The organism is Paludisphaera borealis, from assembly GCF_001956985.1.
Lineage (GTDB): Bacteria > Planctomycetota > Planctomycetia > Isosphaerales > Isosphaeraceae > Paludisphaera > Paludisphaera borealis.
The window spans coordinates 3,915,322-3,928,189 of the sequence record NZ_CP019082.1 but is presented as its reverse complement, the minus strand read 5'-3'; the positions used below and the strand labels follow the sequence as shown (position 1 = coordinate 3,928,189).

The window sequence follows — 12,868 nt, the reverse complement described above, 5'->3', positions numbered from 1 at the left end:
CGGCGTTTGTTCGTCAAAGGGGCGAGCGAACGAGTGAGTTCGCCCGCCCCGGCTGTTACAATCCGACTTCCTGGGCCACGAGGTCGTCGAGGGTCTCGCGGCGGCGGACGAGGCTGGCGCCGTCGCCGTTAACGAGAATCTCGGCGGCGCGGGGGCGCGTGTTGTAGTTCGAGGCCATCACCATCCCGTAGGCGCCGGCGGAGAACGTGGCCAGAAGCGCGCCCGGGCCCAGTGGGGGCAAGGCGCGGTCCTTGGCGAAGAAGTCGCCGCTCTCGCAGATCGGCCCGACGACGTCCCACGGCTCGGCCCCTTCGATGGCGGCCTCGTAGTCGGCCGGGGGCGCCGGCAGACCTTGCGGGACCGTCACCGGCCAGATCCGGTGGAACGATTCGTAGAGCGCGGGGCGGATCAGGTCGTTCATCGCCGCGTCCTGAATCAAAAATCGCTTATCGCCCGACTGCTTGGTATATAACACACGACTGACCAGGATGCCGGCGTTGCCCGCGATCACCCGCCCGGGCTCGATCGCCAGCCGGCAGCCGGTGGCCTTCAGCCCCGGCAGGATCGCCTCGGCGAATTCACTCACCGGCTTGGCCTCGGGGCCTCGATAGGCGATGCCGTAGCCGCCTCCCATGTTGTACCAGGCGATCGGATGGCCCATCGCCCGCAGCTTGGCGATCAGCTCGACCCCCTTGGCCACCGCCTTGGCGTACGGCTCGACGGTCGTGATCTGCGAGCCGATGTGCATGTGCATGCCGATCATCGTCAGGCTCGGCAGATCCTTGACCGTCTCGGCGATCCGCAACGCGCGCTCGATGTCGAGCCCGAACTTCGACTCCTTCTGGCCGGTCGAGGTGTACCGGTGCGTTTTCGGATCGACGTCGGGATTGACCCGCAGCGCGATCGGCGCGACCCGGTTCATCCCCGCCGCCACCCGGGCGATCGACGCGAGTTCGGCCTCGCTCTCGACGTTGAACATCAAGACCCCGGCCTCGATCGCCTGGGCGATCTCGGGGTCGCTCTTGCCCACCCCGGCGAACACCGTCATGCCCGGGTCGCCGCCGGCCTTCTGAACCCGGAACAGCTCGCCGCCGGAAACCACGTCGAACCCGCTGCCGTGCGCGCCCAGCACTTTCAGCACGCCCAGGTTCGAGTTCGCCTTCACCGAGTAGCAGATCAGCGGGTCGACCTCGGCGTAGGCGTCTTGCAGCGCCTTCAGCGAGCCCACCAGAGCCGCCTGGCTGTACACGTACAGCGGCGTCCCGTACTGCTTGGCCAGTTCGGCCACCGAAACGCCTTCACAGTAAAGCTCATTGCCGCGGTATTGAAAGGCTTCCATGGGAGTATGTGGGGCTCGCGTTGGAGGGAGAAGACGGTGGGCGGCGCCCACCCTACATAAAACCTGCGGTGTCGATATTTTGGGGCGGCCGCCGCCCTCGTCAGACTTCCAGCCTGGCCTTCCAGCCTTCGAGTTGCTTGGCGACCTCGTCCGGGGCGGTCGAACCGTACGACTTGAACGCCTTGATCGACTGTTCGACGCCCAGCACGCCCCGCGCTTCGGCGTCGAGTTTCGGGTGGGCCTCGGCGAGTTCGGCGTCGGTCAGGTCGGCCAGGCGTTTCAACCCTCGGCGCTCGCAGAGGCCGACCAGCCGGCCAATGACCTCGTGGGCGGTGCGCTGGGGGATGCCCTTGAGGATCAGGTATTCCATGAACGTGGTGGCGTCGAGGAAGCCTTCGTCGATCCGTTCGGCGATCCGGTCGGCCCTCAGCCGGGCGCCGTCGACGACGACCGCCGCCAGCGCCACGCAGGCTTCGACCGTGTCGAAGGCGTCGAACAGCGGCTGTTTGTCTTCTTGCAGGTCGCGGTTGTAGGCGAGCGGCAGGCCCTTGATCAGAACGAGGAGCGTCGTCAGCGCCCCGACGACCCGGGCGGACCGGCCCCGGATCAGTTCGAGGACGTCGGGATTCTTCTTCTGCGGCATGATGCTGCTGCCGGTGCAGATGGCGTCCGGCAGCGCCAGAAAGCCGAACTCCTGGGTGCTCCAGAGGATCCACTCCTCGGCCCAGCCCGCCAGGTGCTCGGCGATCAGGGTGAGGGTGAAGACCGACTCGATGGCGAAATCGCGGTCGCTGGAGACGTCCAGGCTGTTGGCCGCCACGCCGTCGAAGCCCAGCTCGCGGGCCGTGAACGCGCGGTCGATGGGGATGCTCGTCCCGGCCAAGGCCGCCGCGCCCAACGGCAGGACGTTGAGTCGCTTGCGCGCGTCGAGCAGCCGGGTTCGATCGCGTTCGAGCTTCTCGACGTACGCCAGGAAGTAATGAGGGGCGAGGATCGGCTGGGCGCGCTGCATGTGCGTGTAGCCCGGCAGGATCACGTCGCGATGCCGCTCGGCCGCCTGGACGAACGACCGCTGAAGGTGGACGAGGCCGATGACGAGCCGGTCGATGGCGTCGCGGGTCCAGAGTTTTACGTCGGTCGACACTTGATCATTCCGGCTCCGGCCCGTGTGCAGCTTGCGGCCGACGTCGCCGAGCTTCTCGGTCAAGGCCGACTCGATGTGCATGTGGACGTCTTCCCGCTCCAGAACGAACGGGAACCGCCCTTCCTCGATCTCGGTCTGGATCTCCGACAGCCCTCGCACGATCTGGTCGCGCTCGTCGTCCGTCAACAACCCGACGTGCGCGAGCATCCGCGCGTGCGCCTGCGAGCCCAGGATGTCGTGACGGAACAGCCGCTGGTCGAAGGAGATCGACTCTGTGAACTCCTCCACCCGCCGATCCGTCCCGGCGTCAAACCGCCCGCCCCAGGGCTTACTGGCCACAGGTCGTCTCCCCTGCCACGAAGCACTTCGTTATCGGATCGCTGCAAATGCGCGCCATTTCAGCAGCCAAAGCGCAAGTATAGGCAGTCGTTCCCAGCCGAGTCAATCAGCCGAGTCATCCCCTACCCTTCCTGAAGTCCGATTCCTCCCAAAATCCGGCCGGCACCGCCACGAAGGCTTGCCGAAGCGACAGATTGCGCGGTTCTCGGTCAGGATTGAGACTTCAGAAGGGATAGATCACCCTCAACTAAGGAAGGTTCATTCCGTGGTCGTCGATGCGTCACAGCATGGACGTCCTGTTCGGTTGCGGGCATCCTTGAAAGTAGCTAGGAGCCGTCCATGCCACGTCTCGGCGGTCGGTTGAGAGTCAGGTGGCTGATGGCCGGCGTGGCGGTCGTGGCCATGCTCTGCGCGGTGTTTCGGGACGGCGGCTCTCCCGGCTTCGTGATCGCCCTGATCGCCTCCGGCGTTCTCCTGGCGGCCTGCGCGTACTATTCCGAAGTCGTGGCGTGGCGGGTAACGTCGCGGTGGATGATAGGGGCGACCGCGGCCGTGGCGGTCGTGTTGGCCGCAGCCCCCGACGACGAGTTGCAGGGGGACCGGTTTGCGGCGGTAATCGTCGGCGGCAGCGTCCTGGCCCTTGCGTACGCGACGGGTTCCGAAGCCGTGACCCGAGTCCGGGGACGGGGCTTCGAGGCGTCCGAGTTGCAGAAGGTGTGTATTTTCCTGGGATGCGTCCCTCTCGCGACGACGATCATCGGGGCTTCTCTCTTCGCGTTTCAGGAGGTTTTCTTTCTGTGGCATGTAGACCCCATGTCGCGTTTCAGGAATCTCCGTGATGTCACGGAGGGGGTGATCCTCGGAACAGTCGCGGCCGTGTGCGTCGCGACGTTTCTCAGGCTGATGATCCAAGCAACGCTCTTCAGGCTCATGATCGGACCGCGTGACCCAAGGCAAGCCATCGCCTCCTCGTCGGAAGCCGTCATCGAGAACAAGCCGGAGGAAGGCGGTGAGGCATGAGCCAGGGCGGCAGGAGGCCTGCCGTGCAGCGTCTCGGCGTGCGATTGAAACTCTGGTGGTTGATGGCCGCCGTGGCGGTCGCGGCCGTGCTCTGCGCAGTGGCACGCAAAGAGGGATCGCCAATCGCGGGGGCCGTGATCGTCGGAACCTGCGTGCTCGTTCTGGCGTACAAGCGATTCTCCGAAGCCCTGGCGCTGCGGCGGTCGGAAGGTTTGACGACGAGCCGGCCCCGGAAGGTTTGGGCCGCATTGAATGCGGTCTGTGTCGCGGTCATGGTGATCGGCCTTTCGGATCTCGCCTTCCTGGTCGGCTATTCCGGGTACATGGCGCTCTCCTCGCGCAGCAGCCATTGGTCTCCGTATGATGATGAGGCTTGGATAGCCATGGGCGCGGCAGCCGGAACGACGCTGGCGGTTCGCGTTGCCGTTGCATTGAGGCGGAGGTTCTGGCCGCAGCGGCCGCCCGCCTTGAGGCGTTCAAACTGGCTGTTGGAGTTTGCGTGCGCCGTAACGGCTCTCGTGATTTCCAGATTGATCCTTCGCTGAGGAGGAAGCCGGACCCATTGTCGACCGGCTTGGCTCTTCATGCCCCCAATGTTCAGCATGCGACCCAGTCGAGAGTTTCAAAACATGATACTCGTGACCGGTGCGACGGGGACCGTGGGCGGCGAGGTCGTTCGGCGGCTTTCCGCAAAGGGCGAGGCCGTGCGTGCGGTGGTCCGCGATCCGGAGAAGGCCGCGAGCCTCGCCCTGCCCCACGTCGAGGTGGTCGAAGGCGACTTCGACCGTCCCGAGACGATGGAGGCCGCCTTCGACGGCGTGCAGCGTGCGTTCCTGGCGACCAGCTCGTCGGAGCGAACCGAGGCGCAGCAGATCGCCTTCGCCGAGGCGGCGCGGAAGCGCGGCGTCGCGCACGTCGTGAAACTGTCGCAACTGGGAGCCGACGCGCAGTCCGAAGGCCGGTTCCAGCGCTATCACGCGGTGGTCGAGGAGGCGATCCAGGCGTTGGGGCTCGCGTTCACGTTCCTTCGCCCCAACCTGTTCATGCAAGGGCTGTTGAACTTCACGCCGACCATCAAGGCCAAGGGCGCCTTTTTCGCGGCGGCCGGCGACGCCCGGGTGAGCTTGATCGACATTCGCGACCTCGCCGACGTCGCCGTGGCGGCCCTGACGGCCTCCGGGCATGAGGGAAAGATCTACGACCTCACCGGCCCCGAGGCGATCACGCACAACGAGATGGCTTTGGGGCTTTCCGCGGCGCTGGGGCGGCCGATCGCCTACGTCGATGTCCCGCCCGAGGCGCTTCGCAACACCTTGATTCACGTCGGCTTCCCCGCCTGGCAGGCCGACGGCCTCCTCGAAGAGTACGCGATGTACCGACGCGGCGAGGCCGCAGTTGTCGAATCCGGCGTTCAGGACGTGCTTGGGCGGGCTCCCCGCCGCTTCGAAGCGTTCGCTCGCGAGTACGCGCCGATGTTTTCGTAATCGCGGGCCGATCCTTTGCATTGACCTCCCCGGCCCGGCTATGCTGCGCCTCTTTTCGGTCGTCAACGCGGGGGGCGTGGCATGGGGCGCGATTTGAAGGCGCGGGCTTGGGAGGTGACGTTCGCCGGGACGGCGGTCAACCTTTGCCTGGGCATCCTTTATGCGTGGAGCGTGTGGAAGGCGAATCTGGTCGGGAACGCCGAGCATCCGCCGGGCTCGGCGATGTCGGGGGTGAACGCGGGGTGGACGTACCTGACCGACGCGCAGGCGACCTGGGCTTACGCGGCGTGCGGGATGATCTTCGCCCTGATGATGATCCCCGGCGGCCGGATTCAGGACCGCTATGGGCCGAGGTTCGGCGCGACGCTCGGCGGCCTGTTCCTGGCCTCCGGCTGCATCCTGGCGGGGCTGATGAAGTCGTACGTCGGGCTGCTGCTCGGGTTCGGCGTGCTGGGGGGGATCGGCATGGGGTTCGGCTACGCCGCGACGACCCCGGCGGCGGTGAAGTGGTTCGGCCCGCACCGGCGCGGGCTGGTCGTGGGCCTGGTCGTCGGCGGCTATGGAGCGGCGGCGATCTACATCGCGCCGTTGGCCAAGAGCCTGATCGCCTCGTACGGGCTTTCGGGGAGCTTCATCGGGCTGGGAATCCTGTTCGCCGTGGTGGTCGTGGCGGCCGCGCGGCTGCTCGTCTTCCCGCCCGCCGACTACGTCCCTCCCGCCTCGGACGTGGCGGCCTCGACCAAGCTGACGGCGGTCGACTGGTCGGCGCCCGAGATGTTGAGGACCTGGCAGTTCTACGGCCTGGTCTTCCTGTTCATCGGCTCGGCGCAGTCGGGTCTGCTGGTGATCGCGAACGCCGCGCCGCTGCTCAACACGACGGCGGGCAGCATCGCCTTCTTCGCCGCCAACGCCTGGATTCTGGCCTCGTTCGGCGGGCTCGTGAACGCGACCGGACGGGTCGGCACCGGCTTCTACTCGGACCGGATCGGCCGGTCCAACGCGTACCTCGTCAACGGCGTGATCTCGGCGATCTGCCTGTTCCTGATGCCGACGATCATCGCCTTGGGGAGCGTGCCGCTCTTGTTCCTGGCCGTCGGCGTGGCTTACTGGCAGTACGGCGGCGCGCTCGCGCTGATGCCCGCGTTCACCGCCGACTTCTTCGGCCCCAAGAACATGGGCTTCAACTACGGCTTCGTCTTCCTCGGCTGGGGGATCGCCTTCTTCGTCCCCCAGCTCGCCGGCTACATCAAAGACGCCACCGGCAGCCTCGACGCCGCCTTCTACCTCTCCGGCGTTTTGCTCGTCGCCGCCGTGCTCCTCAGCCTCGTCTTGCGGCGGCCCGTCCACGTCGAGGATCAAGCCGAGCCGGCGTGAAACCAGGGGCCGAACCGTCGGGCCGACGCGTAGATCAGCGATGCGACGCACAGGACGATGAGCGTCGTCCGCAGGTGTGCGGCGGTCGAGGTCGAGAGCGCGAGGCCGGTCCCGACCGCGACGTAGGCGGCCACGCACGCGGGGCACTTCGGCAACAGCGCCAGGACGGCGCCCGGGATCAGCCAGCCGCCGATCCCGAGGTAGGATCGGCGGCTGGTCGACTTGCAGCAAGGGCCGGTGCTCACGTGCGGGCCTCGTAGGAAAGCTTGCCGGTCCGATAAAGACCCATCACGTCGACGAGGTCCTCGCCGTACCTGTCGTGGTGCCGGGCCCAGTCCATCAGGTTGTGATAGGGGCCCGTCTCGTTGCGCCCCTTGGGCGTGAGATCGAGATAGAAGTACGTACCGAGCGCTCCTTCGTCGCCGCGGGCGAAGCTCGAATAGGTGTGGAAGACGTCGCCGGCCTCGTCCTTGGCGAAGACGCTGACGCCGGACAGCTCCTCGATCGCGGCCTTACCCGTCCCGAAGTTGTACGACGGCTCGCCGTTCGCCACCTCGTCCTTGGTGAACGACACGTGGTAGTCGTGGTTGAAGCTCGTCCCGAACGACGACACCCATTTCGCCCGCCAGCCCATCCGCGTGTTGAACGCCTGGATCTTGGCGAGCGGCGCCCGCGAGACCCGGACGAAGCTGACGTCGCGGTTCTCAAGATGGACGAGTGCGCCGTCGACGTGGTCGGAATGGAACGAGCAGCCGATGCACCCTTCCTCCCAATCGGGGCTGAACATGAAATGATGCACGATCAGCTGACTGCGGCCCGCGAACAGGTCGGCGAGCGTCTCCTTGCCCTTGGGCCCGTCGAAGACGTAAGGCGTCTCGACCTTGACCCAGGGCAACTCGCGGCGACGACGGCTCAGTTCGTCGCGGAGCCGGGTCAGGTGCTTCTCCTTCTCAAGCAGCTCCTTCCGCGCAGGAACCCATTCCTCGCGCGAGACGACGGCATGATCGGCCATGCGATCCTCCTTCGATCTTGGACTGGAAGTCAAGAGACGTGCTGCTGGTGGTGAACCATCAAAACGAGCTGTTGCGAGTATGCCTTCTCCCCTTGCGGGAGAAGTCAGCCGAAGGCCGGATGAGGGGTGGTCGTCGTAGGGATTGGCTCAACGCCGCAGCACTCGAACACCCCTCATCCGCCGCTGCGCGGCACCTTCTCCCGCAAGGGGAGAAGGGAATCCGGCCTCGGCTCGCCCGCGACTCGACGGCGAACGCGCCGGTTCACATGAACGGTTCCTTGCCGGCGGCGCGGCGGGCGTCGGCGACCTGGCCGAGATGGAACATCTGGTGTAAGGCGATCAGGTGGAAGGTCCTCCCGACCGTCTTCATCCCCTCCTCGAAGCCGGGCGGGATGACCTTCGGGGCCCGTTCCAGGCCCGCCTCGCCGATCTCTTCAAGCCGCGCGAGGTTCTTCGCCCGGAGCTCGCGATAGGTCGCGAGGACCTCCTCGAACGGCGGGTACGCGCCCGCGTCGTCCGTCGGCTTCGAGCCGGTGCCGAACAGCGGCCACCAGTGCTGGACCGGGTTCGGCTCGCCGAACACGGTGTGCGGGATCATCCCCTCGATCACGGCGAGATGGCCGAGCACCCAGAGGGCGTGGTTGCCCCCCTTCGAGGTCGGCTGGGTCGTGGGATGGTCGCGCATGTCCTCGACGAGCCGGGTCGTCGATTCGTCGGTCATCCTGAGCGCCCAGCGGATCGTGTCGATCGCTTTCATCACTTCGCCCCCCGCTCGGCCTTGAGTCGCGCGGCGATCCCGGCGATCCGATTGAGGCCGTAATCCCACCCGTGCCCGACGCCCTCGCGGATCTCGTCGGGGATCGGCCCCATCGCCTTGTGCGTGAACTTGAGCCGCGTGCCTCCCGAGTCGGCGTCGGCCGTCAGCCGGTACTGAATGTGGTTGACGCCCGGGAACGACATGAACATCGGCCCGTACAGCTCAAGGAGCGTGGGCGGCTTGATGACCTGCACGTGCCCCCAGAGATGGCCGGCGTTGTCGCCGAGGTCGCGGTACCATCGCCCCCCCGGCCACGGCTCGACCACCATGGGGAACGGCTTGCCGCCGGGCATCTCGCCCCCCGGGCCGATCTCTTCGAGCATCGCCTCGAACGCGATCTCGATCGGCGCGGCGATCTCGATCTCCCGGGTGATGCTGATGACCTGGATTTCTTGCTCGACGCCCGTCATCGACATGCTCAATCCTCCTTAATCGAATTGTCCCGCCCCGCGGATCGCTCTCTCGCCAGGCGCTCGGCGCGCTCCTTGATACGGTCGAGCTGGTGATCCCAGAACGGCTCGAAGGTCCGGACCCAGTCGTAAATGGCCTTGAGGCGATCGGCTTCCAATTTGTAGAGCCTCTGCTGCCCGGCGCCTCGCACGCTGACGAGCCCCACCTCCCTCAGCACCTTCAGGTGCTTGGAGACCTGCGGCTGCGCCAGGCCGAGCGCCGCGACCACGTCGTTCACCGGCCTCTCGCCCCCGGCGAGCAGGTCGATGATCTGTCGACGACGCGGCTCGGCGACCGCGTTGAAGGCGTCCGTGGTGGTCGGTGCTCGTGCCATGCGGGGAGTATATTCCGTAATGGGAATATTTCAAGGGGAGGCGATCAGAAAAATGGGATTCGGCGTGGGCGCCTTCGCGTTCAACGCGTGGGTTTCTGAGCGGCGAGGATGAGTTCGACGACGGGATTCGGGTCTTTCGGGGCGGTCGGGAGGTGGCCTCTGCCCTCGTCGACGAACACGGTCATCTTGCCGCCGAGTTCCTTGTAGCGTTTCTCGGCGACGCGGGTCTCGCCTTCGAGCCAGGGGTCGAGGCTGCCGCAGGCGTGGATGAGGGGCACGCCGGCCTTGGCGAGGGCGTTCAGGTGGTCGAGCGGCGGCTGCTTCGCCATGAGGCTGCGGAGGGCCGGGTTCTCGCCGTAGACGCAGGAGACTTTCTCCGGGTTGTCGACGGCCCAGGCGTAGGCCTCGCCGGCCGCCGTCCCGGCGCCTTCCATCACGGGCCTTGTCGAGAAGCCGTGGTCGACGAGCCGCTTGTAAAGCGCGTCCCACTGCTCCCGCACCGGCCCGGCCTGTGCGACGATCGGCGCGGCGACGATGTGGAAGCCCTCGGCCAGCAGGGCCTGGTCGACCGCGGCGTCGCGGGCGATCGCATCGGCCCGGAACACCCAGGGCTTGCCCGGCGCGGCGGCCTTGGGCGCGATCACCGCCATGCCGGTCAGACCCCACGCCCCCTCGGCCCTGGCGTCGTAGCGGTCGTGGCACGGCACGAACCCGGGGCCGCGGCAGACCGCGTAGGTGTTCTCGGCGTCAAGCCGGCGGTAGGTGCCATCCAGGCTGTAGTAGTACGATTTCACGAAGTCCGCGTCGGCGAAGTCGGGCCGCTCGCCGGCCGGTCCGACGTGCTCGACGATCCAATTGGCGATCGGCTTGGCGTCGCGCAGGCTGTGGGGGTGGTGGGCCGGCCCCTCCTTGATCATCACGGTGATCAGGCCGCCAAGCTGGTGGTAACGGGCCTCGATGGCTAGAGTGTGCCGTTCCAGCAGGAAATCCTGGCTGCCGCAGATGTTGAGCAGCGCGACGTCGTGCTTCGCCAACTCGCCGAGCCTGGCGAACGCCTCCGGGTGGATCGCGGGGTTGTCGGCGTAGATGCAGGAGACCTTGTCCGGGTGGCTCGCGGCCCAATCGTAGGCGTTGACGCCCCCCTTGCTCATGCCGACGAACGCCGGCTTCTTCGCCAGGCCGTGCTTCTCGGTGAGATAGGCGTACCAGGCCTCCCAGTGCTTCCCCGGGTCGGGCGTGACGTAGACGACGTGGAACCCGCGCCGGAGCAGCTCGACCTCGGTCTGGGGCTCATGGTCCCAGTACTGGCCCCGCCACGACCACGGCAGGCCGGGCGCGGGCTGCTTCGGGACGATCACGACGCAACGGCGCTGGCCCTTGGCCGGGCCGCCGACGCCGAAACCCTCACCCTCGGGCCTCTTGAAGGGCGCGACGGTCAGGCTGGCCTCGTCCATCACGAAGTCGTAACGATCGAACCCGTCGCGCCAGGATGACTTCTCGCCCTCGAAGGGCGTGTAACCGTCCGCCGCCCGGGCGTTGTCGAGGGGGGCGAAGACCGATGCGATGAGAATCGCCGCGAGGCCGAAACGTGCTCGTGATTTCATGGCTCTGATGTACGCCTCGCGTGGTTCCCGGATGAACGCAACTCCCATGAGGGGACGCGTCGCAGCCCTCCCCCTTATTTGGGGAGCACGGCCCACATTGGACAAGCCCCCGCCGGCGCGGTCAAGCCCCGGGCGCCTTCGGAGTCCACCCCGTGCGAGGCTTGGATCGAGATGATGCCCCTGGAGTTCGCTCGCGAGTCGGCTTCCATGAGGGCCAACCTCGGTTCATGGATCTGTCGCCTTGAACGAATCGCGGAGCTCGATCAGGGCTTGATGACTCACTTGAAGCAGGCCTTCTTGGGGACGGTCGAGATCGACGACGAGCGTCATGACCGCCGAGAACGCGAGGACGAGCGCGAGCATCGCCAGCGACCTGCCTGAGCCGGTCAGACCGGTATGGTAACCGAGCACGGACGTGCCGAGGATCGTCACGAGATACAGCGTCGCCCAGATGGCTCCGGGAATGCGGTTCCGCACCCCGAGGGAGAGCCGTTTGGTATGAAGGTCGATGACTTCATTCAGCGACCCGATGAAGAGGCCCACGACGATCGAATTGGGGTTTTTCTCGCCGACGTCGATCGCATGAGCCCAGAGCCGGGCGTGCAACTCCACGGATCGGCCGATGCTCTGGCTGAGCTTCCCCGGCTGGACGGCCGCCAGGCGAACGTCCGCGTATTCACGGAGAAGGGACCGGACCTCCGTCCGATGGGGCTCGGGAAGCAGCGCCGCGCGCAGATAGGTCGTGCCGATCGCGTTGGCCTCGTCGATGACCAGGTCCCTTCGGACGTCGAACCGCGAGGAGGCCAGCCCGAACGTGAACGCGAGGAAGAACGCGAGCAAGCCGAGCGTGGCCGCCACCATCTCGCCGACGGGGGGCCGATCCTCCGACTCGGAATACCGACGCCGATACCGCCCCAGCCGGAATCCCCCCTCGATCGAGAGAACGACGACGGCGACGGTGGCCGAGAAGACGCCCCAGATCGGGAGAAGATCGAACGGTCCACCGGAGTGCATACTGGTCCCGCCCCACTTCAGTGTGTCGACGTGATGTCAAAGACATGATAACCCCATCGATCGAGATCCAGAAATAGCCCCTGGGCTTGCAGGCCGTCGCCGTTCCGGTCGAAGACCGCCTCGCCGAGACGGTCCTGCAACCGCCACGTTCGACCGCCGAGGTCCGCGAAGGGGTGCCGGACGTAGCACTGGCTTTGGTTGTCGGCGTAATTGACCACGACCAGCCTCCGCTCACCGTCCGGGCCTTGCCAGGCGAACGCGATGAAGCAATCGTTGGTCCAGTTCCCTTCCCAGGCGGCTGCGCATTCCAGCAACCGCCACTGCCCGTTCCGGACGACGGGGACGCGCAGAACGGTCAGGAGTTGGTCGTAGAACCGCTTCAGGTCCTGGTCGACCGGTTCATCCGGTTCTCGAACGAGATGAGGAGAAACGCGCGCCTTCCGGCCCTGAAACTGGCCGTGTTGAAAGAAGCGGAGCCCCGGAGAGAGATACGTGACGACGGAGGGCTTGTGAACTTCGGGTGGGAACGTCGCGGCGGCTCGCGGTTCGTCGTGGTTCTCCAGAAACCGCGCCAGCTTGTCCTGGTAATCCAGGCCCGCCCAGAAATGCTCGCGGACCGGCCTGGCGTGGCGGTCGCGCAACCGGTCGTACAGTCGCTTGTCGTAGGTGTAATCGAATCCCTGTTGCTGCAATGTCGATTCGAGGTCCCAGTACACCTCGGCCATGAACCGGAAGTCGGGGGCTTGCTCCCGCACGCGCTGGGTCGCCTTCGGCCAGAACGGCTGAGACGCGACGCCCCAGGTCCGCTCGAAGACGTCGGGCAAGACCAGCATGGCCATGTCGCAGCGCACGCCGTCGCATCGCTCCGCGATCCTCAAGAGTTCGCCGATCATCGCGTCCTGCGTGGCCGGCTCGCCGTAGTTGAGCTGGAGTGTGG

14 protein-coding genes are annotated in these 12,868 nt (G+C 66.5%); 4 read left to right on the top strand and 10 right to left on the bottom strand.

The window, feature by feature from the left end; translation table 11 throughout:
- Window positions 1-55: 55 nt before the first annotated feature.
- Together lysA and argH are read right to left on the bottom strand one after the other, a co-directional pair.
- Complete coding sequence (gene lysA, locus BSF38_RS15300; RefSeq protein ID WP_076346998.1) at window positions 56-1,339, bottom strand: diaminopimelate decarboxylase; 1,284 nt, start codon at window positions 1,337-1,339, stop codon at window positions 56-58.
- 100 nt (window positions 1,340-1,439) lie between these two features.
- Complete coding sequence (gene argH, locus BSF38_RS15295) at window positions 1,440-2,822, bottom strand: argininosuccinate lyase (RefSeq protein ID WP_076346996.1); 1,383 nt, start codon at window positions 2,820-2,822, stop codon at window positions 1,440-1,442.
- 339 nt (window positions 2,823-3,161) lie between these two features.
- Here argH and BSF38_RS15290 point away from each other — a divergent pair, with 339 nt between their 5' ends.
- The 4 genes from BSF38_RS15290 (at window position 3,162) to BSF38_RS15275 (ending at window position 6,700) form a co-directional block, all read left to right on the top strand.
- Window positions 3,162-3,842, top strand: coding sequence for a hypothetical protein (locus BSF38_RS15290; protein ID WP_145952148.1), 681 nt, complete (start codon window positions 3,162-3,164; stop codon window positions 3,840-3,842).
- A complete protein-coding gene (locus BSF38_RS15285; RefSeq protein ID WP_076346992.1) occupies window positions 3,839-4,387 on the top strand; it encodes a hypothetical protein in 549 nt (182 codons plus the stop codon). Before BSF38_RS15290 ends, BSF38_RS15285 begins: the two co-directional genes overlap by 4 nt.
- Before the next feature lie 84 nt (window positions 4,388-4,471).
- Window positions 4,472-5,326, top strand: a complete 855-nt coding sequence (locus tag BSF38_RS15280; protein ID WP_076346990.1) for an SDR family oxidoreductase — start codon at window positions 4,472-4,474, stop codon at window positions 5,324-5,326.
- An 81-nt stretch (window positions 5,327-5,407) separates the two neighbouring features.
- Window positions 5,408-6,700, top strand: a complete 1,293-nt coding sequence (locus BSF38_RS15275) for an L-lactate MFS transporter (protein ID WP_076346988.1) — start codon at window positions 5,408-5,410, stop codon at window positions 6,698-6,700.
- Here BSF38_RS15275 and BSF38_RS15270 read toward each other — a convergent pair.
- From BSF38_RS15270 to BSF38_RS15235, 8 genes are all read right to left on the bottom strand, one after another.
- Window positions 6,682-6,945 (bottom strand): hypothetical protein, encoded by a 264-nt coding sequence (locus BSF38_RS15270; RefSeq protein ID WP_076346986.1) that lies wholly within the window; start codon window positions 6,943-6,945, stop codon window positions 6,682-6,684. The two genes, BSF38_RS15275 and BSF38_RS15270, sit on opposite strands and share 19 nt — an antisense overlap.
- Window positions 6,942-7,712: a DUF899 domain-containing protein gene (locus tag BSF38_RS15265; RefSeq protein WP_076346984.1), complete on the bottom strand. Its 771-nt coding sequence runs from the start codon at window positions 7,710-7,712 to the stop codon at window positions 6,942-6,944. The genes BSF38_RS15270 and BSF38_RS15265 overlap by 4 nt, the downstream gene beginning before the upstream one ends.
- A 262-nt stretch (window positions 7,713-7,974) precedes the next feature.
- Window positions 7,975-8,469, bottom strand: a complete 495-nt coding sequence (locus BSF38_RS15260; RefSeq protein WP_076346982.1) for a DinB family protein — start codon at window positions 8,467-8,469, stop codon at window positions 7,975-7,977.
- Window positions 8,469-8,945, bottom strand: coding sequence for an SRPBCC family protein (locus BSF38_RS15255; RefSeq protein WP_076346980.1), 477 nt, complete (start codon window positions 8,943-8,945; stop codon window positions 8,469-8,471). Before BSF38_RS15255 ends, BSF38_RS15260 begins: the two co-directional genes overlap by 1 nt.
- A gap of 2 nt (window positions 8,946-8,947) precedes the next feature.
- Window positions 8,948-9,313 carry an ArsR/SmtB family transcription factor gene (locus BSF38_RS15250; protein WP_076346978.1) on the bottom strand — a complete coding sequence of 122 codons (366 nt, stop codon included), beginning with the start codon at window positions 9,311-9,313 and terminating at the stop codon, window positions 8,948-8,950.
- Between the two features lie 80 nt (window positions 9,314-9,393).
- Complete coding sequence (locus BSF38_RS15245) at window positions 9,394-10,917, bottom strand: alpha/beta fold hydrolase (RefSeq protein WP_076346976.1); 1,524 nt, start codon at window positions 10,915-10,917, stop codon at window positions 9,394-9,396.
- Between the two features lie 225 nt (window positions 10,918-11,142).
- Window positions 11,143-11,931 carry a bestrophin-like domain gene (locus BSF38_RS15240; RefSeq protein WP_076346974.1) on the bottom strand — a complete coding sequence of 263 codons (789 nt, stop codon included), beginning with the start codon at window positions 11,929-11,931 and terminating at the stop codon, window positions 11,143-11,145.
- Window positions 11,932-11,948: 17 nt separating this feature from the next.
- The gene (locus tag BSF38_RS15235) at window positions 11,949-12,824 is read right to left on the bottom strand and encodes an alpha-amylase family protein (RefSeq protein ID WP_210405603.1); all 876 of its coding nucleotides are present in this window, start codon (window positions 12,822-12,824) and stop codon (window positions 11,949-11,951) included.
- Between the last annotated feature and the right edge of the window lie 44 nt (window positions 12,825-12,868).

Coding starts and splice junctions, on each gene's coding strand:
- BSF38_RS15280 (WP_076346990.1), top strand. CDS start 4,472: ATGATACTCGTGACCGGTGCGACGGGGACCGTGGGCGGCGAGGTCGTT.
- BSF38_RS15290 (WP_145952148.1), top strand. CDS start 3,162: ATGCCACGTCTCGGCGGTCGGTTGAGAGTCAGGTGGCTGATGGCCGGC.
- BSF38_RS15235 (WP_210405603.1), bottom strand. CDS start 12,824: ATGATCGGCGAACTCTTGAGGATCGCGGAGCGATGCGACGGCGTGCGC.
- BSF38_RS15245 (WP_076346976.1), bottom strand. CDS start 10,917: ATGAAATCACGAGCACGTTTCGGCCTCGCGGCGATTCTCATCGCATCG.
- lysA (WP_076346998.1), bottom strand. CDS start 1,339: ATGGAAGCCTTTCAATACCGCGGCAATGAGCTTTACTGTGAAGGCGTT.
- BSF38_RS15265 (WP_076346984.1), bottom strand. CDS start 7,712: ATGGCCGATCATGCCGTCGTCTCGCGCGAGGAATGGGTTCCTGCGCGG.
- BSF38_RS15285 (WP_076346992.1), top strand. CDS start 3,839: ATGAGCCAGGGCGGCAGGAGGCCTGCCGTGCAGCGTCTCGGCGTGCGA.
- BSF38_RS15275 (WP_076346988.1), top strand. CDS start 5,408: ATGGGGCGCGATTTGAAGGCGCGGGCTTGGGAGGTGACGTTCGCCGGG.
- BSF38_RS15250 (WP_076346978.1), bottom strand. CDS start 9,313: ATGGCACGAGCACCGACCACCACGGACGCCTTCAACGCGGTCGCCGAG.
- BSF38_RS15260 (WP_076346982.1), bottom strand. CDS start 8,469: ATGAAAGCGATCGACACGATCCGCTGGGCGCTCAGGATGACCGACGAA.
- BSF38_RS15255 (WP_076346980.1), bottom strand. CDS start 8,945: ATGTCGATGACGGGCGTCGAGCAAGAAATCCAGGTCATCAGCATCACC.
- BSF38_RS15240 (WP_076346974.1), bottom strand. CDS start 11,931: ATGCACTCCGGTGGACCGTTCGATCTTCTCCCGATCTGGGGCGTCTTC.